We start from the raw sequence: 20833 nt of genomic DNA on the forward strand, positions 1-20833 counted from the left end.
CGGAACTCCGACACAGCGCCCGCCATGTCCCCGACCAGGGATGGCGGGCGTTGTGGCGTTTCGGGGGTCAGGCTTCGGGCGTGAACTCGTACCGGAGCTCGTAGAGGTGCCCGGCCTTTACCATCACGGTGACTTCGACGGGGCGGTCGCCATCTCCGTACACCGTCCGCAGGGTGCGCAGGACCGGCAGCCCGCCGGGGAGACGCAGGGCCGTGTACTGCTCCTGCGTCGCCACGCGGGCGGAGACCCGGTCCACGCTGCGGCGCGGCCGGAAGCCGAGTTCCGTCAGCAGGGTCGGTGTGCCGCCCCGGATCCGCCGCGGCTCGGCCAGGGCGGTGCCGCGTGCGAGGTCCAGGGGGTAGTACGAGGCCACCAGCTCCGCCGGTTCCCCGTCGATGGTGATCAGCTGGCGGCGGCGTACGGCCGTCCCGCCGTGCCCCGTACCGAGCGCCTCGGCGACATCACCGCAGACCGATACCTCTTCGACGGACAGCACGGTGCTGCGTACGGATGACGGCCGGTTCGCGGCATGGGCCAGCCAGGGGTACACCTCCCCGGTGGCCGCCCGCGTGAGGGATTCGGCGGGGTGGACGGTCCGCTGGCGGGTCTCCCGTACGGTCACTGCGGCACCGGCCCGCCCGACAGCGAGCCCCTCGTCCTTCAGCAGGTGCACGGCCTTCTGGATGGTGGCGTTGGAGGCGTCGAAGCGTTCCTTCAGCTGCGCGGTCGACGGAAGCTTCGCACCCGCTGCCAGCTCGCCGCTCAGGATCTCCTCGCGGAGGTCGGCGGCGATGCGGACATGGAGGGGTCGCGGGTCGAGCGCGTCGGCTTCGTGGCTGTGCAAGGTCATCCGATCCTGATCTCGTACCGGAGCTGATGGCGTCCGGCGGGCATGACCATGATGTCCGCCTGGATGGCCCGGTCGGCTGAGTCGTAAGTGGTGCGGGCAAGTTGCAGTACCGGCTCGGCCGGAGCGAGGTGAAGCTGTGCGCGCTCCTCGTCGTCTGGCATCCGTGCCGTCACGCTTTCGATGACGCGTACACCGACATGCCCCAGGGCGGCCAGCAGGGTGACGGCGCCGCCACGGATCTTCGCAGTTCCGGCGAGGGCGGTGCCCGCGGCGATGTCCGGGGGATAGTAGGTGTCGGTCAACTCTGTCGGCTCCTGGTCGAGTTCGATGATCCTTCGGCGTACCACGACCGTACTTCCGACAGTCAGGCCGAGCATGAGGGCGACGGTGTTGGGGGCTGCCACCTCTCCGGCGTGAAGGACGCGCTGACCGCCCCGTCGTCCGGCCTCCGCGGCCTCATCCGTCCAGGCGTCCGTTGCGCCGGGTGGGCGGGCAGCCAGATACGGCATCGACTTACTGGTCCACTGGTTGCCGCTCACAGTGCCTCCCGTGCCTGAATTCCACTTCGCCGCCTCCACGTTATGTGACAGCGCCTGTCGGACTCACTCTCCCCAACCTTGCCGCTCTTCGCGAATAGCGATACGTTCCGTGTGGCCTTGAAAGCTCAGAGTTAAGGCGGTGTGCCTGTGTCCTCGTCCACGGAGCAGCGATTCCCTCGGGCTCGCGCATCGGCGCGTGCGGTCCGGCAGTTCGTCGGCGACACGCTTGCGGGGTGGGGTGTGTCCGACCGGCGCGATGACATGCGCCTGTGCGCTTCCGAGATGGCGGCGAACGCCGTCCTGCACGGTGCCCCGCCCGGACGGGAGTTCTCCGTGCGGCTGACGCGGGAGCGGGAGGGGATGTGGATCGAGGTACGTGACAGCGGCCCTGGCCGCCCGATGCTGTGGCGGCCCGGCTCCGAGGTGGAGCGGGGGCGTGGCCTTTGGTTGGTCGGTGTACTCGCCGACGAGTTCGAGGTCCGCGAGGAGGTGGTGGGCAAGACGGTCCGGGCCGGCTTCAAGCTGGCGCGCGACTGAAGGGGTGGCGCGGCGCCCGCCGGCCCCGGCCGGGGCCGGCGGGCGCCGGGGTGGCTTCGGGTTACTCGGGCTGGGTGACCGTGGCGCCCCAGTGGGTGGTCGGGGTCGAGACCGTCACCCAGGCGCCGAAGCCGCCCTGGAGACCCGTGCCCAGGGGGACGGTGACACGGGCCGGGGCCGTCTCCGGGCAGTCCACCGTGAAGGGGGCCGGGTCGCGGTCCGGGTGGTCGTCGAGGTGGAAGGCCACCTCGATGGCGCCGCCGCCCGCGCAGCCGAAGGTGATGAACGTGTCCAGGTGCGGGGAGAGGCCGCCCGATACGAAGCCGCTGGAGCCGGCCTGGTCCGCGATCCAGATCAGGCCGTCGGGGCCCGGGTAGCCGATGATCCCGTCCGTCGGCGCGGCCTGGGCCGGGGCCGCCGACAGGAGCAGGGCGAGTGCCGGGACCAGGGCCGCCAGGGCGGTCGTGCGCTTCTTCATGTCGTCCCCCAGGTTGTCGTGTCGTCCGTCCGTCGGACAGTCGCGACGCTACCCAGCGCTACTGACAATCCGCCTGAGCACGCGTACTCATCCGCGCTGACGGGCCCGGGCCCGCATCACTCGTGCAGGTGACCCGCACCGACCGGCCCGGCGGGGCCGGACTGGGCCGGACGGGCCAACTGTGCTCGCGGCGGGCGCAGTTCACCGAGCCGGAGTCTGGTACCCATCTGGATCATGGTCCCCATCCGAACCCTGCTGAGCGGCCTGCTCGGCGCCGCCGCCCTGTTGGTTCCCGTCCAGCCCTCCACCGCCGCCGAGGACGGCCGCACCGTCGAGTACCGGGGGCTGCGGGTCACCGTGCCCGGGGAGTGGCGGGTCGTCGACCTGGACCGGGATCCCGGCGCCTGCCTGCGGCTGGACCTGCCGACGCTCTACCTCGGGCACGCCGGTACGCAGGGCGAATGCAGCGGGCGAGCCGTGCGCCGGCGGGCCGACACCCTGCACCTGGAGCCGCTTCACGGGGCTCCGGCGCGGGCCGACATCCCGACGCTGACGGTCGACGGGCCCGGCGGGATCCCCGAGGCCGCGGGGGACAGCCACGAGGTGCGGTACGCCCTGCGCGGGGCCGGGGTGATGGCCACGGTCTCGTACGGGGGCACCTCCAAGGCGGTACGGGACGTGCTCGCACGGGCCGGCGGCAGCATCGGCGGCAGGGCCGCCGCCCGCGGAGGCTCCTCCGAGCCCGTGTCCGCCGCAGCCGGTCCGAAGCCCGTCCGGGCCCAGCGGTCCCTCACCGGCGCCGGCTTCGACACCTGCACCGCCCCGACCCAGGACACCATGGACCGCTGGCGCTCCGCGTCCCCCTTCGGCGCCGTCGGCGTCTACATCGGCGGCCGCGCCCGGGCCTGCGCCCAGCCCCGGCTCACGGCCGGCTGGGTCCGGCGGCAGGCCGAGGCGGGCTGGCACCTGATGCCGCTCTGGGTCGGCCCGCAGCCGTGGAACAACCCGGCCACCGGCCTGTCCACCGACCCCTCCCGGGCGAACCAGGAGGGCATCGAGGCCGCCGAGGGCGCCGTCGGGGCGGCCCGGTCCCTGGGCCTGGCCGAGGGCGCGGTGCTCTACAACGACCTGGAGAACTACACCGACCGCACCACCTGGGACCCGCCGGTCGTCGCGTACCTGACCGCGTGGACGGTCCGCCTGCACGAGCTCGGCTACCGTGCCGGCGCCTACGTGGCCGCCAGCTCCGGGGCCAAGGCCCTCAACGAGCACCACGACCAGGCCCCGGAGGCCATGCCCGACGTGCTGTGGGTGGCCTCCTGGAACGGCAGGGCCTCCGTGGCCGACGCCGACACGGGCCTGCCCGCCGGCACGCACCGGTGGGCCGGCCGCCGCCGCGCCCACCAGTACCGCGGCGACCACGACGCCACGTACGCCGGGGTCACCCTCAACATCGACCGCAGCTGGATCGACATCGACCCCGCGGCCCTGACCGGCCCCGTCCAGACCCGGCCGTCCCTCTTCAGCTGACCGGGTCCTCGCGCGGGGGTTCGTCGTCGTTGCCCCGGCGGAAGGTGTGGAGGCCGTGGGCCGGGGTCCAGGTGCGGACCACCAGGTCGTCGCCGTCGATGCCGGTGAGGACCACCTCCGTCAGGTCAGCGTGGAAGAGGTGGAAGGGGTGCGGGGTCTCCGTCTCCTCCGCGTACCGGTGCAGCTCGGGCGGGTCCAGCAGCTCGATCGCGCGCCCGGAGATCCGCGCGTCCCCGTCCGGCATCTCCTCGCCCGCGCCGGGGTTCGTGTGCAGGGCGAAGCGCGGGTCGCGCTGGAGGTCCCTGGCCTTCATCGAGCCCGGCATCATCCCGAGCCACAGCTCGCCGCCGCGGATGTCCACGTTCAGTCCGGTCAGCCGCGGGGAGCCGTCCCTGCGGAGCGTGCCGAGGACGTGGTGCGGGTACTGCGCGAAGCGGGCCCGGACGATCGCCGCGAATTCCGGCTCCTGGTTCTCGAACGATGCCCAGTTGTGCGTGGTCGTCATACGTCCATCAAAGCGCCTGCTCAGGTGCGTACGATGCCCGCCGCGCGGGCCGACGCCAGCCAGGACGGGAACTCCATGACCAGCCGGTCGAACAGCACGGAGTCCGGGACCTCCCTCGGGTCCGGGCCCGCGTGGAAGTAGCCGGCGTTGTCCACCACCCGCCGCCCCGGCACGGGCAGTTCGTCCAGCCGCCGCAGGAAGTCGAACTGGGTGCTGCGCGTCTGGCCGAAGCCGACGAACTGCCAGAAAAGCGGGAGCCGGGCCGCCTTGCACAGGTACCGCTCCGCCGCCGTCTTGTCGATCGGCCCACCGTCCGTCTGGAAGACGACCAGCGCCGGATCCGCCGCCCCCGAGTCAAGGTAGTGGTCGATCACCGCCTCCATCGCCGCGTCGTAGGCCGTCTTGCCCATGTGGCCCAGCCGGGAGGCGATCTCGGCGATCCGCCCCTGGTGTCCGGCGATCGGTATCTCCTCCACCGCGTCGACCCCGGTCGAGAAGAACACCGCCGGCACGCGGCCGTCGTCGTCGAGGTGGGCCGACAGGCCCAGGACCCGGTCGGCGAAGGCCTGGACCGTGCCGTCCCGGTAGTACGGACGCATCGACCCCGAGTGGTCCAGGACCAGGTACACCGCGGCGCGCACGCCCTCCAGGCCGTGCTTGCGCAGCGAGATCCCGGCGCTCTTGTAGAGGCTCACGAGCGCCGGAGCGGTCGCTTCCATCGTGCGGAGGTCGATCGCGCTGCCCGTCATGGCCCGAGGGTACGTCAGCTACCGGCCGCCGGGGCCGCGATCCTCCAGGCCCGCGAGATCGTCGAGCATCGCGGCCGCGAGGGCGCCCTCGGAGGCGTAGTAGCGCTCCGCCCACCGGAGGGTGAGCGTCGGGTAGGCCCAGGCCGGGTCGTCCAGCGCGTCCGCGGCGTCGGCCGCCGCGGCCAGCCGCATCCCCTCCGCGAACTCCTGCTGCTTCACCAGCAGTTCGCGCAGCCGGCCGGGGTCCAGTAGGTGGCCCAGCCACAGGCGCAGCATGGGTCCGTGCTTGAGGACGGTCGGATCGGCCGGGGTCTCGCGGGCCCATTCCCGTACGGCCGCCATGCCCTCCTCGGTGATCCGGTACACCCGCTTTTCGCGGGTGCCGCTCTCCTGGGCGACCAGCCGGGAGGAGGCGTAACCGGCCTTCTCCAGGCGCCCCAGTTCGCTGTAGATCTGACTGAAGGACGGGCTCCAGTAGAAGAAGCGCAGCGAGCGGTCCGACCACTTCTTCAGGTCGTAGCCGGAAAGCTCCTGCCCGAAGGAGAGCAGCCCCAGCACCGCCCAGCCGGTCGCCGGGAGCGGGCGCCTCTTCTTCTCGTCTGCCACGCAGCGCAGTCTACGACCGGCCCCCGGGCCGCCCCCGTCCCCTTCCTTCCTCCAGGTATGACTGATAGGAGTATTTCTATTAGAAGTACAGCGTGGGGAGGGGTGTCGGGTGGTCTCGCTGGACGGGAAGGTCGTCGTCATCACGGGCGCCGCGCGCGGGCAGGGCGCGGCCGGGGCCCGGCTGTGCGCGGAGGCCGGAGCGCGGGTGGTCGTCACGGACGTACGGGAGGAGGAGGGCCGGGCGGTGGCGTCCTCGCTGGGGGACCAGGGCCTGTACGTACGGCACGACGTGGCCCGGGCGGAGGGCTGGGCCGAGGTCGTACGGGAGGCCGTACGGGCTTTCGGCACGGTCTCGGCGCTGGTCAACAACGCGGCGGTGTGGCGCACGGCCCACGTGGAGCTGCAGCCGCCCGAGGAGTTCGAGCTCTTGGTGCGGGTGAACCTGCTGGGGCCGTTCCTCGGCATCCAGGCGGTGGCGCCGGTGATGCGGGCGGCCGGGAGCGGGTCGATCGTGAACGTCTCCTCCGCGGCCGGACTGGTCGGCATCCCCGGTCACGCGGCGTACGGGTCCACCAAGTTCGGGCTGCGCGGACTGACCCGGTCGGCGGCGCTGGACCTGGCGGGGGACCGGGTCCGGGTCAACTCGGTGCATCCGGGGGCGATCGACACCCCGATGGTGGCGGAGGTCGCCGGACGGGACTGGTCGCACGTGCCGCTCGGGCGGATGGGCCGGCCGGAGGAGGTCGGGGAGCTGGTGCTGTTCCTCTGCTCGGACGCCTCCTCGTACGTGACGGGGACCGAGTTCGCGGTGGACGGGGGGATGACGGCGAGGTGAGCGAGGGGCGGGTGAGCGGGGTGGCCGGGGGCGCGGCGGGTGACGCGCTGTCCCCCGGGGCCCGGGCGCTCTGCGATGCGATGGCGGCGGCCTTCCCGGGCCCGGGGGACGTGGCGGCCCTGCGGGCGGCCGCGACCGGCGGCCGGTCGGCGGGGCCGGAGGTGGCCTCGGTCCGCGACGGTGAGGCCGCCGGGGTCCCGGTCCGGGTCTACGATCCCGCGCCGGGCGGGGCGGGCCGGCCGCTGGTGGTGTTCTTCCACGGCGGCGGCTGGGTGATGTGCGGTCTCGCCACGCACGACGCGACGTGCCGGTCGCTGGCCGCCGGGTCGGGCGCGGTGGTGGTCTCCGCCGACTACCGCCTCGCCCCCGAACACCCCTGGCCGGCGGCGCCGGACGACGCGCTGAACGTACTGCTGTGGGCCCGGTTGCGGGCGCCGGCGCTGGGCTGCGATCCGGGCCGGGTGGTGGTGGCGGGAGACTCCAGCGGCGGCAACCTGGCGGCGGTGACCGCCCTGCGGGCGCCGGAACTGGTGGCGGGCCAGCTGCTGGTGTACCCGCCGCTGGACGCGGCCATGGTGACGCGGTCCACCCGCACGTACGGCGAGGGCCACTTCCACACCGCGGCCCACATGGCCTGGTACTGGGAGCAGTACGGCGGCGACCCCGCGCACCCGCACGTCTCGCCCCTGCGCGCCCCCGACCTCGCGGGGCTCCCGCGCACGCTGCTGGTGCTGGCGGACTGTGATCCGCTGCGGGACGAGGGGCTGGCGTACGCGCGCCGGCTGGGCGCGGCGGGGGTGGACTGCGCGGTGCACCTGTACCCGGGGGTCTTCCACGGCTTCCTGGGCCTGCCGCTCCCGGCGGGCCGGGCGGCCCTCGCGGCCGCAGCGGCCTGGCTGCGGCTGCCGCCGGCGCCGCCCGTATGAACCGGTCGCCGGCGGGCCGCTGATCGGGTCGGCGCCGGGCCGCGGCGGGCGGCGGGGGTGCCGGTCGCCTGAGTGCGGCGGGCATGATGTGCTCATGTCGATGTTGCTCCGCAACCTGCTCGTCCTGGCGGTGGAGTTCGGCGCCGCGCTGCTGCTGCGCGAGCCGGGCGCCCCGTGGATCCCGGTGCTGCTGGCCGTCTTCGTCGTCGGCTCGGGCGTCCTGCACGGCACCGACGCCGAGTTCGTACCCCGCTTCCTCGTCGCGCTGGTCGCGGTGGGCGTCGCCGAACTGGGCAGCAGGGCCTGGGCCTCGCCCGAGGCCCTCCCGACGGCCGGGACGGGCACCGCGATCCTGCTCGCCGTCCAGCTGCTGATCCTCGTCCGCTACTCCCTGCGGCGCCCCGGCCGCCGCCCGGCCTGAGCGAAACCCGCTGGTCGGCAGGGTGCTGCCACATCTAGGGTCGGGCCTCATGTCCACGACGACCCCGAACACCGACACCAGTACCGACGTGAGCGCGAACGCGAACACCACCACGCTGTGGCGTCCGACGGGCCCCGTGGAGCTCGACCTCGTCCGCGCCCTCGATCGGCGGGCCTGGCCGCCGCGACTGCCGGACCAGCCGATCTTCTACCCCGTCCTGAACGAGGACTACGCGATCCGCATCGCCCGCGACTGGAACGTCAAGCACAGCGGCGCCGGCTTCGTGACGCGCTTCGAGGTCGACACCGCGTTCCTGGCCCGCTACCCGGTCCGCCAGGTGGGCGGGGAGACGATCCTGGAGCTGTGGGTGCCGGCGCAGGAGCTGGACGAGTTCAACGCGCACATCGTGGGCCGGATCGAGGTCGTCCACGAGTTCCGCTGAGCCGAGATCAAAGCCTGGTCCGGGGAGCCGTGAGCGAAAACAATGGCGGTATGACCTCCACGCCGCCCACCCGCGCCCGGTCCTTCGACGCCGCCGCCGCGCTGTACTCCGCGAACCGGCCCGGATATCCCGGGGAGTTGTTCGACGCCGTCGAGGAGCTCGCCGGGCGCGGGCTGCGCGGGGCCAGGGTGGCCGACGTGGGGGCCGGGACCGGGATCGCCACCGGGCTGCTGCGCGCCCGCGGGGCGGAGGTCCTCGCCGTCGAGCCCGGCGACGGAATGGCCGCCGAGTTCCGGCGCTCGAACCCCGGGATCCCACTCGTGCGCGGGGACGGGGACCGGCTGCCGCTCGTCACCGCCGGGTTCGACTTCCTGACGTACGCCCAGGCCTGGCACTGGACCGACCCCGCCCGCTCCGTCCCCGAGGCCCGCCGCGTGCTGCGGCCCGGCGGGGCGCTCGCGCTCTGGTGGAACGACATGGACCCCGCCGTCCCCTGGATCGCCGAGCAGGACGAGCGGATCCGGGACCTGTTCGACGCCGGCGGGCTCACCTACCGGGCCCTGCCCGCGGAGCTGGACCTCACCGTGCGCGAGATCCGCTGGTCGCGGCGGATCCCGCTCGACGTCCACCTCGCCAACCACGCGAGCCACTCCGCCTTCCTGATGCTCGGCCCGGCCGGCACGCGGGAGTTCCTCGACGCCGAACGGGCCCGGCTGACCGCGCTGTTCCCCGACGGGACGGTCGAGGAGCGCTACGTGGTCACCCTCGCCGTGGCCCTCGTATGAGCCGCTGCCCTCCCTACCGCTCGTGGAGCACGGCCGCCCGGCACTCCGACGGCGAGCCCCACGCGTCGCGCAGCGGCCGCGCCTTGCGCAGCCACAGGGAGAGGTCGAGTTCCTCCGTGTAGCCGACGGCGCCGTGGAGCTGGAGCGCCGTCATGGCCGCCCCGTACGCCGCCCCGCCCGCCGCCAGCTTCGCCGCCGCGACCTCCCACGGCGCCAGGCCCAGCGCCGCCGCCCACACCAGCGGCCGCGCGAACTCCAGGGCCAGCAGGGTGTCCGCCAGCCGGTGCTTGACCGCCTGGAAGCTCCCGATCGGCGTGCCGAACTGCGTGCGCTGCTTCACGTACGCCACCGTGCTCGCCAGCAGGGCCTCGCCCACCCCCAGGCACTGGGCCGCCGTCAGCAGCCGCGCCCAGACCAGGGCCGTCCGGGCCGCCGCCAGGACCCGGGGGCCGGCGGCCAGCAGCTCCCCGTCCGCCGCGGGCCGCGACAGCCTGCGCGCCGGGTCCGTGGATTCCAGCGGCTCGCCCGGGCCGGGCGCCAGCCGGAGTTCGCCCGCCGCCGAGACCGTGAAGCGGTACGTCGCCGCGTCCGCGTCCAGTGCGTACGGACCTCCGCCCGGCAGGGTCAGCGTGGCCAGGGCCTCGCCGCCCACCAGCCCCGGCAGGAATCGTTTCGCCGGCCCGTCGTACCCCTCGCCCCCGCCGTACCCCTCGTGCCCCTCCTCCCCGGGCCGCGCCAGCTCCGACAGCAGCACGGCCGCCGCCGCCGTCTCCACCACCGGCCCCGGCACCCCCGCCCGCCCCAGCTCCACGAAGCCGAGCGCCAGCTCCACCGGCAGCGGCCCCAGCCCTCCCACGTCGCCGTGGGCCTCGTCCGCCGCGAGGGCGAACAGGCCCGTCCCCGCGAGCCTCGACCACAGCGCCCGCCCGGGTCCGTGGTCCCCCGCGCCCCAGGCCCGTACGGCCGCCGGGACCTGCGAGGCGCCGAGGAGGCCGTGCAGCGTACGGGCGAACTCCGACTGTTCGCCGGTCGGCAGGAAGCGCATCAGCGGCGGCCCTTCGGGAGGCCGAGCAGCCGCTCGGCGATGATGTCGCGCTGGATCTCGTTGGTGCCCGCGTAGATCGGCCCGGCCAGCGAGAAGATCCAGGGCTCCGCCCAGGGGCCCCGCGCCAGCTCCGCGTCCGGGCCCAGCAGGTCCAGCGCCGTCTCGTGCAGGGCGATGTCGTACTCCGACCAGAACACCTTGTTCAGGCTGGACTCGGCGCCGATCCGCTCACCCGCCGCGAACCGCGAGGCCGCCGCCCAGGTGAACAGCTCGTACGCGCGCGCCCCGACCACCGCGTCGGCCACCCGGTCCCGCAGGGCCGTGTCCGCCGGATCCGCCCCGGCCCGCCACAGCGCGCGCAGGCGCTGCGCCGCCGCCAGGAAGCGCCCCGGCGAGCGCAGCGTGAGCCCGCGCTCGTTGCCCGTCGTCGACATGGCGATCCGCCAGCCCTGCCCCGGCTCCCCGATCACGTCCTCGTCCGGTACGAAGACCTCGTCGAGGAAGAGCTCCGCGAAGGCGGGCTTCCCGTCCAGCCGGCCGATGGGCCGCACCGTCACCCCCGGCGCCCGCAGGTCGAACATCAGGTACGTCAGCCCCTGGTGCGGTTTCGCGGCCCCCGGGTCGCTGCGGAAGATGCCGAAGGCCCGGTCCGCGAACGCCGCCCGCGAGGACCAGGTCTTCTGCCCCGACAGCAGCCAGCCGCCCCCGGTGCGCACCGCCCGCGACTTCAGCGAGGCCAGGTCGGAGCCCGACTCCGGCTCCGACCAGGCCTGCGCCCAGATCACCTCGCCGCTCGCCATGGGGGGCAGCACCCGCGCCCGCTGCTCGGCGCTCCCGTGGTCGAAGAGGGTCGGCGCGAGGAGGCTGATGCCGTTCTGCGAGACCCGGCCGGGCGCGCCCGCCGCCCAGTACTCCTCCTCGAAGACCAGCCACCGCTCGATGTCCACGCCCCGGCCCCCGTACGCGGCGGGCCAGGACACCGCCGACCAGCGGTCCGCGTGCAGCCGGGCCTCCCAGGCGCGGTGCGCGGCGAAGCCCTCCGCGGTCTCCAGGGAGGGGAGGGGGGTGTCCGGGACGTGCGCGGCGAGCCAGGCGCGGGCCTCGGCCCGGAAGTCCGCCACCTCCGGTGCGTGGGTCAGGTCCATCAGCTGTCCGCCTCCGTCGTACGGGCCCGCTCGACACTTCCCTAACAAGTGTTTGGTAGGTTAACGTACGGTCATGAGCATGAACACCCCCAAGGCCCCCGACTACGTGCCGGGTCACGGGCTGCTCCGAGGCCGCACGGCCGTCATCACCGCCGCCGCCGGGGCCGGGATCGGCGGGGCCACCGCCCGCCGCTTCCTGGAGGAGGGCGCCCGCATCGTCATCGGCGACGCGCACGCCCGCCGCCTGAAGGAGACCGAACAGGCCCTCGCCGCCGAGTTCGGCGCCGGCCGCGTGACCTCCCTGCCCTGCGACGTCACCGACGAGGACCAGGTCGGGGCCCTGTTCGCGCACGCCGAGCAGACCCACGGCGGCCTGGACCTCGTCGTCAACAACGCCGGCCTCGGCGGCACCGCCGACCTCGTCGACATGACCGACGAACAGTGGGGCAAGGTCCTCGACGTCACCCTGAACGGCACCTTCCGCTGCACCCGCGCCGCCCTGCGCTCCTTCAAGGCCTCCGGCCGGCGCGGGGTCGTCGTCAACAACGCCTCCGTCGTCGGCTGGCGCGCCCAGAGGGGCCAGGCCCACTACGCCGCCGCGAAGGCCGGGGTGATGGCCCTGACCCGCTGCGCCGCGCTGGAGGCGGCCGGGTTCGGCGTACGGGTCAACGCGGTCGCCCCGAGCCTGGCCATGCACCCGCACCTGGTGAAGGTCACCAGTCAGGAACTGCTGACCGAGCTGACGGCCCGCGAGGCCTTCGGCCGGTACGCCGAGCCCTGGGAGGTCGCCAACGTCATCGTCTTCCTGGCCAGCGGCTACTCGTCGTACATGACCGGCGAGACCGTCTCCGTCAGCAGCCAGCATCCGTAGGCCCAGAATGGGCCCGTGCCAACGAACAAGCCGACAGCCCGGCCGACAGCCAAGCCGACAGCCCAGCCGCCCGCCAAGAAGCCCCAGGTGAGCGCCTCGCCCGAGCGCCGCCGCGAGCTCCTCGACACCGCCGCCGAGGTGTTCGCCGCGCAGGGCTACAACGCCACCACCGTCCGCAAGATCGCCGACGCCGCCGGCATGCTCGCCGGCAGCCTCTACTACCACTTCGATTCCAAGGAATCGATGCTCGACGAGATCCTCTCGGCCTTCCTGACCGAGCTCTGGCAGGGCTACGACACCGTCCTCGCCGCCGGCCTCGGCCCCCGGGAGACCATCGAGGCCCTCGTCACCGAGTCCTTCCGGGAGATCGACCGGCACCGCGCCGCCGTCGCGATCTACCAGAAGGAATCCCGGCACCTGTCCGCGCAGCCCCGCTTCCACTACCTCTCCAACTCGCAGCAGAAGTTCGAGAAGGCCTGGCTGGGGACGTTGGAGCGCGGGGTCGCCGCCAAGGTCTTCCGGGCCGACCTCGACATCCGCCTCACCTACCGCTTCGTCCGCGACACGGTGTGGGTGGCGGCGTCCTGGTACCGGCCGGGAGGACAGCACAGCCCCGAGGAGATCGCCCGCCAGTACCTGTCGATGGTGCTGGACGGGATCGCCGTACGCAGCTGACCCCCGAAGGAGCACCCGTCATGCCCGAGGCCTACATCGTCGAAGCCGTACGCACCCCGGTGGGCCGGCGCGGAGGGGGCCTGTCGGGCGTCCACCCGGCCGACCTGGGCGCGCACGTACTGAAGGCGCTGGTGGAGCGGTCCGGGGTGGACCCGGCCGCCGTCGAGGACGTGGTCTTCGGCTGCCTGGACACGGTGGGCCCGCAGGCCGGGGACATCGCCCGGACGGCCTGGCTGGCGGCGGGGCTGCCGCAGGAGGTCCCGGGCGTCACCGTCGACCGTCAGTGCGGCTCCTCGCAGCAGGCCGTCCACTTCGCGGCCCAGGGCGTGCTCTCCGGGACCCAGGACCTGGTCGTGGCGGGCGGCACCCAGAACATGTCGATGATCCCGATCGCCTTCGCCTCACGGCAGGCGGCCGAGCCCCTCGGTTTCACGCAGGGCCCGTACGCGGGCAGCGAGGGCTGGCGGGCCCGGTACGGGGACGCGCCGGTGAACCAGTTCCACGGCGCGCAGCTGATCGCGCGGAAATGGGGGATCTCGCGCCGCGACATGGAGGAGTTCGCGCTCCGCTCCCACCGGAGGGCCGTCCGGGCCATCGACGAGGGACGTTTCGCCCGCGAGACGGTGGCGTACGGGGACGTCCGCGTCGACGAGGGCCCGCGCCGGGACACCACCCTGGAGAAGATGGCGGGCCTGAAGCCCGTGGTCGAGGGCGGCACGATCACCGCGGCCGTCTCCTCGCAGGTCTCCGACGGCGCGGCGGCGATGCTGATCGCCTCCGAGCGGGCGGTGGCGGAACACGGCCTGCGGCCGCGGGCCCGCGTCCACCACCTGTCCGTACGGGGGGAGGACCCGATCCGGATGCTGTCGGCCCCGATCCCGGCGACGGCGTACGCGCTGAAGAAGACCGGCATGTCGCTGGACGACATCGACCTGGTGGAAATCAACGAGGCCTTCGCGCCCGTCGTCCTGGCCTGGCTGAAGGAAACGGGCGCCGACCCCGAACGGGTGAACGTCAACGGCGGGGCCATCGCGCTGGGCCATCCGCTGGGTGCCACAGGGGTGAAACTCATGACCACGCTGCTCCACGAACTGGAGCGGACGGGCGGCCGGTTCGGCCTCCAGACCATGTGCGAGGGCGGCGGCCAGGCCAACGTCACCATCATCGAGAGGCTGTGACGGGAAGCCGACCGGGGGCTTCGCCCCCGGATCTTTCCCCGCCAAGCGCAGGCGGGGCTGGGTGCCGACGCCGAGGTGTGCTAGCTTGGAGAGCGTTGCAGTTGTGGTACCCATGAACTTTATGTGCGCCTGACGGGAATGTTCCTCAGGCGCTTTTATTGTTTTGCCGGAATCTCCGGATGGGGCCCTTTGCCGCCTATTCAGGAGATTTAAAATGGCACTTGGCACCGTGAAGTGGTTCAACTCGGAAAAGGGCTTCGGCTTCATCGAGCAGGACGGTGGCGGCCCGGACGTCTTCGCCCACTACTCGAACATCGCCACCCAGGGCTTCCGTGAGCTCACCGAGGGTCAGCGCGTCTCGTTCGACGTGACCCAGGGCCAGAAGGGCCCCCAGGCGGAGAACATCCTCCCCGCCTAATTTCTTCAGCTTGCCGGGGTCCGCACCGCGAGGTGCGGGCCCCGGCTTGTCTGCTGTCTCGACCTTTGCATGACCTTGCCGGTTTCAGGAGGGCTTTCTCGCATGACCAGCTCCAGCTCCGCACGACCCAGCCGCCGCCCCACCCGGGGCCGAGGTGCGGCCCAGGGACGTCCGAAGGCTGGCGCGGGACGGCAGAAGTCCGCCCCCGTCGCCCGGCCCCAAGAATTCACCATGCCCGAACCGCTGGCCCCGGCCCTGGAGCCGGTCGCCGCGTTCGAGGACATGGGCATGCCCGAGGCGCTGCTGAAGACCCTCGCCGCCCAGGGCGTCACCGAGCCGTTCCCGATCCAGGCCGCGACGCTGCCGAACTCGCTCGCCGGCCGTGACCTGCTCGGCCGCGGCCGCACCGGCTCCGGCAAGACGCTGGCCTTCGGGCTGGCGCTGCTGGCCCGCACCGCCGGCCGCCGCGCGCAGCCCAAGCAGCCGCTCGCGCTGGTCCTCGTACCGACGCGCGAGCTGGCGCAGCAGGTCACCGACGCGCTGGCCCCGTACGCCACGGCCGTCAACCTGCGCACGACGACCGTCGTCGGCGGCATGTCGATCAACCGGCAGTCCGGCGCCCTGCGCCGCGGCGCCGAGGTGCTCGTCGCCACCCCGGGCCGTCTCAAGGACCTCATCGACCGCGGTGACGCCGACCTCTCGCAGGTCGCGATCACGGTCCTCGACGAGGCCGACCAGATGACCGACATGGGCTTCATGCCGCAGGTCACCGCCCTGCTCAAGCAGGTCCGGCCCGACGGGCAGACCATGCTGTTCTCGGCGACGCTCGACAAGAACATCGACAAGCTCGTCAAGATGTTCCTGACCGACCCGGTCGCCTTCTCCGTCGACCCGTCCGCCGGCGCGGTCAGCACGATGGAGCACCACGTCCTGTACGTCATGGACGAGACCGACAAGAAGGCCGTCGCCACGCGCATAGCCGCTCGCGACGGCCGGGTGATCATGTTCGTGGACACCAAGCGCGGTGTCGACCGCCTGGTCAAGAAGCTCCAGGCGGACGGCGTCCGCGCCTCCGGCCTGCACGGCGGCCGCTCGCAGCCGCAGCGCAACCGGACCCTGGACTGGTTCAAGACCGGTGAGGTCACCGCACTGATCGCCACCAACGTGGCCGCGCGCGGCATCCACATCGACGACCTCGACCTGGTCGTCAACATCGACCCGCCGACCGACCACAAGGACTACCTGCACCGCGGCGGCCGTACCGCGCGCGCCGGCGAGTCCGGCAGCGTGGTCACCCTGGTGCTGCCCGACCAGAAGCGGGACATGTCCCGCCTGATGTCGGACGCCGGCATCTCGCCGCGCACCGCGCAGATCAAGTCCTCCGACGAGGAGCTGTCCCGGCTCACCGGCGCCAAGGAGCCCTCGGGTATCCCCGTCGTGCTGGAGGTGCCGCAGCAGCCGGCCCCCGCCAAGGCGCGCGGCGGCTCGGGTGGTGGCTCCGGCTCCCGCCGCCGGTCGGGCGGCGCCCGTACCGGCTCCGCCACGGGCGCCGCTCCGGCGGCCGGCGGCCGGGGCCGCCGGTCCGGCGCCCCGGGCTCCGGCCAGGGCGGCGCGGGCGCGTCGGCCGGGTCGCAGCAGACCCGGCGCGGCCAGGGCGGCTCCGCCGGTGCGGGCAACGGCGGCCAGGCCCGGCGCGCCGCGGGAGCCGGCTCCGGCTCCGGCGGCGGTGCGGCCGCGGCCTCCTCGCGCAGCCGCGTCGGCACCGGGGGCCAGGGGCGGCGCCGGGCGGTCTGACCCGTCTCCGTGAACGCGATGACGCCGGGCGGCACCTGTGGGTGCCGCCCGGCGTCGTGCTGTGCCGTCCGCCGTGCGGGACGGTTCAGCGCACCAGCTTGTCCTGGAGCTTCGCGAGGGTGCGCAGGTCCAGGCCGAGGCCGTCCGTGAGGTAGCCGTAGAAGCCGCCGTAGTCCGCGTCCATCTGCGCGGTCGCCGCGTCCAGGTAGTCCTGGCGGACCTCCTGGAGCGGGATCAGCAGGTCCGGGTTCTGCATCCGCCCGGACTGCTTCAGGCCCGCCCGCAGCTGGGCGTCGTACGCGGCGCGGAAGGTGTTCGACGCGAGGTAGTCGCTCGTGGCGGTGGACTCGGGGACGGCCAGCGCGCGCAGCAGGACGTAACTCATCCAGCCGGTACGGTCCTTGCCCGAGGTGCAGTGGTACAGCAGCGGGCCCTGCTTGCCGTCCGCGATCTCCCGCAGCGTCGTCGCGAACTGCGCCCGGTTCTCGGGGCCGGTCACGAAGGTGCGGTAGATGTCGCGCATGTAGGCCTCGGCGCGGCCGCCGCCGAGCATCTGCTCCTGCGTGGCGGGGTCGCCGCTGGATATCGCGCCGAGGAGGGTGGCGTACAGGCCGAGGTCGCTGACGGGCCGGGAGGTGGCGGTGAGCCCGGCGGGCAGCCGGTCGGCGCCGTCGTACTGGAGCTCCATGGGGATGCGGAAGTCGACGACCTTCCCCAGGCCGAGACCGGAGAGGGTGGTGACGTCCGCCGGGGTCAGCTTGGCGAGCGCGTCGGAGCGGTAGACCAGCCCCTGGCGGACCCGGCCGCCGCTCCAGGTGGGGTAGCCGCCCAGGTCGCGGACGTTGACCGCGCCCTGGAGGGGGATCTGGCGCATCGTTTCCGCCTGCGGGTGGTACCGGCCGGCGGGGGTGCTTGCGGTGGTGCTGTGCCCCCTCGGCGCGGCGTGCGCGGCGGCGGGCAGGGTCCCGATGGCGAGGGCGGACGCGAACACCGCGATCGCCAGGCGGATCCGGGCACGGCTCATCTGGCTGCTCCTGCAACGGAGGAGGAGGGTCACCCTGGTGGTGGCAGGGAGTCGAGCGACCGCAGGTGTGCGAGCACACCGTGGGCCTCGGCCATGACGCGGGCGACGAGCTCCGCACAGGACGGGAGATCCTCGATCACCCCCGCGACCTGGCCCGATGCCATGACGCCGAGGTCCGTACGGCCCTCGACCATGGACGCCTTGAGGAGCATGGGGGTGTTCGCGGCGAGCAGGACCTGGCTCCAGGACAGGTCCCTGCCGTGTTTCATCGCGAGGCCGTCGCGCACGATCTGCGCCCAGGACAGGCCCGACAGCCCGCGGAACGCGGCCGCGTGCCGGACCGCCCGGGCCAGCGCCCTGGTCCGGCCCGCCCGCTCCAGGGACGCCACGAGCTCGGTACGGAGCATCCGGTGCGGGAGTCCGTCCACGGCCGTCGTGACCGTGACGTCCTTGACCCCCGCCGCCAGGTACCGGGCCTTGACCGCGTCGGGGACGGTGGAGTCCGAGGTCAGCAGGAAACGGGTGCCCATGGCGATGCCCGCGGCCCCGTACGACAGGGCGGCGACCAGCCCGCGCCCGTCGTGGAAGCCACCCGCCGCCACCACCGGGATGTCCACGGCGTCGACCACCTGCGGCAGCAGCACGGTCGTGGCCACGTCCCCGGTGTGCCCGCCGCCCTCGCCGCCCTGCACGATGACCGCGTCCGCGCCCCAGGCCGCGACCTTCTCGGCGTGCCGGCGGGCCCCGACCGAGGGGATCACCACCACGCCCGCGTCCTTGAGCCGGGCGATGAGCTCCTTCGACGGGGCGAGCGCGAACGAGGCCACCCGTACGCCCTCGTCGATGATCAGCCGGACCCGCTCGGCCGCGTCCCCCGCGTCCGCGCGCAGGTTCACCCCGAACGGGGCGTCCGTACGGGAACGGACCTCGCGGACCGCCGCGCGCAGCTCCTCCACCGTCATCGTCGCCGAGGCCAGGATGCCGAGGGCGCCCGCGCCCGCGGCCGCCGACACCAGCCGGGGGCCGGCCACCCAGCCCATGCCCGTCTGCACGATCGGGTGCGCCACCCCGACCAGTTCCGTGAACGCCGTCCTCAGCGGCGTCGCCGTCGTCATCGCCTCAGGCCCGCACTTCCCGGTCGCGCAGCCCCTTCGGGTCGATCACCTCGCGGATCAGCCGCAGCTCCTCGGCGGTCGGCTCCCGCGTGTACGGGACCTCGGCGGGGAGCGCCAGCTCGAACCCGGTGGCCGCCCGGACCTGTTCCACGGTGACGCCCGGGTGCAGGGAGGCCAGCCGCATCGAGTGGTCCGGGCCCTCGAAGTCGAAGACGCCGAGATCGCTGACCACGCGCGGGAGCCGGTGGAAGCGGGTCACCCCGGCCGCCGCCGCCCGGTCGTGGCCCACCCCGCTCACCATGTCGACCCGCTCGACGAACACCCGCGCCGAATGCCGAGGGATCCAGTAACTCACCGGATTGTTAAGCGTGTTGACGGGCGCGCCGCGCACTCCGAGGAGCTGGCGGGTGGGCCGGGCCCAGTCGCCGATGCAGGAGATGTTCTGGTTGCCGAACCGGTCGATCTGGCTCGCGCCCATCATCACGTGCCGCCGCCCGCCGGTGACCATCGCCAGGTGGCGCCGGTACGGGAGCCAGCCCTCCGTCTCCCCGTCGAGACCGACGAGCAGCGCCTCGCCGTCGGTCAGCAGGAGGTCGGGGGAGAAGGTCCGCTTCGCCAGCCGGGCCCCGAAGGACGGGATCAGCCCCATCGGACTGGCCAGCACCTCCCCGTTTCCGCGCCAGGCCTCGGCGCAGGCGATCACGCAGTACTCCGCGCGGCCGGCGGTGGTGGTCGGGCTGCTCAACGCTCCTCCTCGTGCCAGGCCTGGACGGCCGACTGGTAGGCCTGCTCGCTGCCGCCGGAGAGGAAGCGGGCGCGGAACTCCGGCCAGGGGGTGGCCGCGTACAGCTTCTGGAAGGCCTCGTCGCGCCCGTAGTCGGGGACGCAGGAGGTGAAGTGCGCTCCGTTCGGGGTCTCGACGACGCCCGTGACGGAGTGCCGGCTGACCAGCAGGGACTGCGGGGGGCCGGCCTTGGCGAGTTCGGCGGTCTCCACGAGCTGCTCGCAGGAGACGTACGCGGCGTCCGCGGCCTCGCAGAACAGGTCGTCGAAGTACGGGTCCGGGCCCAGGTACTGGGCGTTGCCGAGGCGGTCGGCGCGGTTGAGGTGGACGAGGGCGGCGTCCATGCGCAGGGCGGGGACGGCGACGAACTCCTCGCCGTCGGCGTAGGGGGAGGTGACGGTGCGCAGCTCCGGATTGACCCGCATGACGTCGGAGCCGAGGCCGGCCCGGACGGGGAGGAAGGGCAGCCGGTTCGCGGCCGCGTGCAGGCCCCACATGAACATGGCCTCGTCGTACTCGGTGAGGGTGAGGGCGCCGCTCTCGCGGGCGGCCCGGAAGTGCGGCTCCAGCGGGATCGAGTCGAGGGTGGCGAAGGGGGCGACGAGGCGGCGGATCCGGCCGGCGGCCGCGAGCACGCCGACGTCGGGGCCGCCGTACGAGACCACGGTGAGATCGGTGATCTCGCTGCGGAGCAGTGCCCGCACCAGGGCCATGGGCTTGCGCCGCGAACCCCAGCCGCCGATGCCCAGCGTCATCCCGCTGCGCAGTCGCCCGACCACCTCTTCGGGGGTCATCGTCTTGTCGGTCATGAGTGCTCCTTCCCCGCGGACGCCGGCGCCGCCGGCCCTCCGAAGGTGTCGCGGACCCGGTCGGCGACCCCGCTGAGGTTCGCCTCGAAGGTGAACCCCTGCTCGAAGCGGTAGCTGCGCCGCACGTCGACGGGGTCGATGCCGTTGATGGCCGCCTTGGCCAGCCGGATCAGGTAGCCGTCCTTCCGCGCGATCTCGGCGGCCAGTTCCAGCGCCGCGTCCCGCAGCTCCGCGCGCGGCACCACCTTCCACACCGAGCCGTGCGCGTGCAGTTCGGCGGCGCTCGCGGTGCGGGAGGTGTAGTAGAGGGCGCGCATCAGGTGCTGCGGGACGAGCCGGGCCAGGTGGGTGGCGGCGCCGAGGGCGCCCCGGTCGAGCTCGGGGAGTCCGAAGCTCGCGTCCTCGCTGGCCACGATCGCGTCGGCGTTGCCGACGAGTCCGATGCCGCCGCCCAGGCAGAACCCGTGGACGGCCGCGACGACGGGCACCTCGCACTCGTACACGGCGGCGAAGGCCTCGTAGCAGCCGCGGTTCGCGCCGATGAGGGCCCCGTGGCCGGTGTCGCGCTGCATCTCCTTGATGTCCACGCCGGCGTTGAAGCCGCGGCCCTCGGCGGCCAGTACGACGCAGCGGGTGGCGGGGTCGCGGCCGGCGGCGCGCAGGGCGTCGGCGAGCTCGTACCAGCCCTGTACGGGAAGGGCGTTGACGGGTGGGAAGTCGACCGTGACGAGTGCGATGCCCTTGCCGGGGCTTGAGGTGGAGACACCCATGG

General features: G+C 73.5%; 25 protein-coding genes. 12 read left to right on the forward strand and 13 right to left on the reverse strand.

Translation table 11 applies throughout. The annotated features are described in order from the left end of the window. Positions 1-67: 67 nt before the first annotated feature. Entirely contained in the window at positions 68-850 is a 783-nt protein-coding gene (locus CP980_RS24675; RefSeq protein WP_132760719.1) for a GntR family transcriptional regulator, read from the reverse strand. Continuing rightward, entirely contained in the window at positions 847-1389 is a 543-nt protein-coding gene (locus CP980_RS24680; RefSeq protein WP_132760718.1) for a GntR family transcriptional regulator, read from the reverse strand. The genes CP980_RS24675 and CP980_RS24680 overlap by 4 nt, the downstream gene beginning before the upstream one ends. 147 nt (positions 1390-1536) lie before the next feature. Here CP980_RS24680 and CP980_RS24685 point away from each other — a divergent pair, with 147 nt between their 5' ends. Next, a complete protein-coding gene (locus CP980_RS24685) occupies positions 1537-1926 on the forward strand; it encodes an ATP-binding protein (RefSeq protein ID WP_132760717.1) in 390 nt (129 codons plus the stop codon). Between the two features lie 61 nt (positions 1927-1987). Here the strand turns inward: CP980_RS24685 and CP980_RS24690 are convergent, their stop codons facing one another. Further along, positions 1988-2404: a hypothetical protein gene (locus tag CP980_RS24690; RefSeq protein WP_150529103.1), complete on the reverse strand. Its 417-nt coding sequence runs from the start codon at positions 2402-2404 to the stop codon at positions 1988-1990. A 234-nt stretch (positions 2405-2638) separates the two neighbouring features. Here CP980_RS24690 and CP980_RS24695 point away from each other — a divergent pair, with 234 nt between their 5' ends. Continuing rightward, a complete protein-coding gene (locus tag CP980_RS24695) occupies positions 2639-3934 on the forward strand; it encodes a DUF1906 domain-containing protein (RefSeq protein WP_150529104.1) in 1296 nt (431 codons plus the stop codon). Here CP980_RS24695 and CP980_RS24700 read toward each other — a convergent pair. Genes CP980_RS24700 through CP980_RS24710 form a run of 3 tightly spaced genes read right to left on the reverse strand, consistent with a single transcriptional unit; the run spans position 3927 to position 5794 of the window. Continuing rightward, positions 3927-4439: a pyridoxamine 5'-phosphate oxidase family protein gene (locus CP980_RS24700; protein ID WP_132760714.1), complete on the reverse strand. Its 513-nt coding sequence runs from the start codon at positions 4437-4439 to the stop codon at positions 3927-3929. The two genes, CP980_RS24695 and CP980_RS24700, sit on opposite strands and share 8 nt — an antisense overlap. 20 nt (positions 4440-4459) lie before the next feature. After that, positions 4460-5188 carry a VWA domain-containing protein gene (locus CP980_RS24705; RefSeq protein ID WP_132760713.1) on the reverse strand — a complete coding sequence of 243 codons (729 nt, stop codon included), beginning with the start codon at positions 5186-5188 and terminating at the stop codon, positions 4460-4462. Between the two features lie 18 nt (positions 5189-5206). Beyond that, positions 5207-5794, reverse strand: coding sequence for a PadR family transcriptional regulator (locus CP980_RS24710; RefSeq protein ID WP_229907341.1), 588 nt, complete (start codon positions 5792-5794; stop codon positions 5207-5209). 109 nt (positions 5795-5903) lie between these two features. Between CP980_RS24710 and CP980_RS24715 the strand changes: the two genes are divergently transcribed. The 5 genes from CP980_RS24715 (at position 5904) to CP980_RS24735 (ending at position 9203) form a co-directional block, all read left to right on the forward strand. Beyond that, entirely contained in the window at positions 5904-6629 is a 726-nt protein-coding gene (locus CP980_RS24715) for a glucose 1-dehydrogenase (protein ID WP_150529106.1), read from the forward strand. After that, entirely contained in the window at positions 6626-7555 is a 930-nt protein-coding gene (locus CP980_RS24720) for an alpha/beta hydrolase (protein ID WP_229907340.1), read from the forward strand. Before CP980_RS24715 ends, CP980_RS24720 begins: the two co-directional genes overlap by 4 nt. A 94-nt stretch (positions 7556-7649) precedes the next feature. Next, the gene (locus tag CP980_RS24725) at positions 7650-7976 is read left to right on the forward strand and encodes a hypothetical protein (RefSeq protein ID WP_132760710.1); all 327 of its coding nucleotides are present in this window, start codon (positions 7650-7652) and stop codon (positions 7974-7976) included. Positions 7977-8025: 49 nt separating this feature from the next. Next, positions 8026-8418, forward strand: coding sequence for an ADP-ribosylation/crystallin J1 (locus CP980_RS24730; RefSeq protein ID WP_189999063.1), 393 nt, complete (start codon positions 8026-8028; stop codon positions 8416-8418). Between the two features lie 50 nt (positions 8419-8468). Continuing rightward, a complete protein-coding gene (locus tag CP980_RS24735; RefSeq protein ID WP_132760709.1) occupies positions 8469-9203 on the forward strand; it encodes a class I SAM-dependent methyltransferase in 735 nt (244 codons plus the stop codon). 13 nt (positions 9204-9216) lie between these two features. On the opposite strand, the gene CP980_RS24740 is transcribed toward CP980_RS24735, so the two are convergent. Continuing rightward, positions 9217-10248, reverse strand: a complete 1032-nt coding sequence (locus CP980_RS24740; protein ID WP_150529107.1) for an acyl-CoA dehydrogenase family protein — start codon at positions 10246-10248, stop codon at positions 9217-9219. Beyond that, positions 10248-11393 (reverse strand): acyl-CoA dehydrogenase family protein, encoded by a 1146-nt coding sequence (locus CP980_RS24745; RefSeq protein WP_132760707.1) that lies wholly within the window; start codon positions 11391-11393, stop codon positions 10248-10250. The genes CP980_RS24740 and CP980_RS24745 overlap by 1 nt, the downstream gene beginning before the upstream one ends. Positions 11394-11472: 79 nt before the next feature. On the opposite strand from CP980_RS24745, the gene CP980_RS24750 reads away from it, so the two are divergent. From CP980_RS24750 to CP980_RS24770, 5 genes are all read left to right on the forward strand, one after another. Then, positions 11473-12264, forward strand: coding sequence for an SDR family oxidoreductase (locus tag CP980_RS24750; RefSeq protein WP_132760747.1), 792 nt, complete (start codon positions 11473-11475; stop codon positions 12262-12264). An 87-nt stretch (positions 12265-12351) separates the two neighbouring features. Continuing rightward, positions 12352-12939, forward strand: a complete 588-nt coding sequence (locus CP980_RS24755) for a TetR/AcrR family transcriptional regulator (protein WP_150529108.1) — start codon at positions 12352-12354, stop codon at positions 12937-12939. A gap of 20 nt (positions 12940-12959) precedes the next feature. Beyond that, positions 12960-14117 carry an acetyl-CoA C-acetyltransferase gene (locus CP980_RS24760; protein ID WP_132760705.1) on the forward strand — a complete coding sequence of 386 codons (1158 nt, stop codon included), beginning with the start codon at positions 12960-12962 and terminating at the stop codon, positions 14115-14117. A 214-nt stretch (positions 14118-14331) separates the two neighbouring features. Continuing rightward, entirely contained in the window at positions 14332-14535 is a 204-nt protein-coding gene (locus CP980_RS24765) for a cold-shock protein (RefSeq protein WP_008743912.1), read from the forward strand. A gap of 102 nt (positions 14536-14637) precedes the next feature. Continuing rightward, complete coding sequence (locus tag CP980_RS24770) at positions 14638-16329, forward strand: DEAD/DEAH box helicase (protein WP_150529109.1); 1692 nt, start codon at positions 14638-14640, stop codon at positions 16327-16329. 85 nt (positions 16330-16414) lie between these two features. Here the strand turns inward: CP980_RS24770 and CP980_RS24775 are convergent, their stop codons facing one another. From CP980_RS24775 to CP980_RS24795, 5 genes are read right to left on the reverse strand one after another with little or no spacing between them, the layout of a single operon-like run. Beyond that, on the reverse strand, positions 16415-17353 hold the full coding sequence (locus CP980_RS24775) for a tyrosine-protein phosphatase (protein ID WP_150529110.1): 939 nt from the start codon (positions 17351-17353) through the stop codon (positions 16415-16417). A gap of 29 nt (positions 17354-17382) precedes the next feature. Then, a complete protein-coding gene (locus CP980_RS24780) occupies positions 17383-18468 on the reverse strand; it encodes an NAD(P)H-dependent flavin oxidoreductase (protein WP_268257470.1) in 1086 nt (361 codons plus the stop codon). 4 nt (positions 18469-18472) lie between these two features. Beyond that, complete coding sequence (locus tag CP980_RS24785; RefSeq protein ID WP_132760702.1) at positions 18473-19213, reverse strand: CoA-transferase subunit beta; 741 nt, start codon at positions 19211-19213, stop codon at positions 18473-18475. Further along, positions 19210-20061: a CoA transferase subunit A gene (locus CP980_RS24790; RefSeq protein ID WP_099893277.1), complete on the reverse strand. Its 852-nt coding sequence runs from the start codon at positions 20059-20061 to the stop codon at positions 19210-19212. The genes CP980_RS24785 and CP980_RS24790 overlap by 4 nt, the downstream gene beginning before the upstream one ends. Further along, positions 20058-20831 (reverse strand): enoyl-CoA hydratase family protein, encoded by a 774-nt coding sequence (locus tag CP980_RS24795; RefSeq protein WP_150529111.1) that lies wholly within the window; start codon positions 20829-20831, stop codon positions 20058-20060. The genes CP980_RS24790 and CP980_RS24795 overlap by 4 nt, the downstream gene beginning before the upstream one ends. Positions 20832-20833: the final 2 nt, after the last annotated feature.

This window comes from Streptomyces vinaceus (assembly GCF_008704935.1).
GTDB classification, from domain to species: domain Bacteria; phylum Actinomycetota; class Actinomycetes; order Streptomycetales; family Streptomycetaceae; genus Streptomyces; species Streptomyces vinaceus.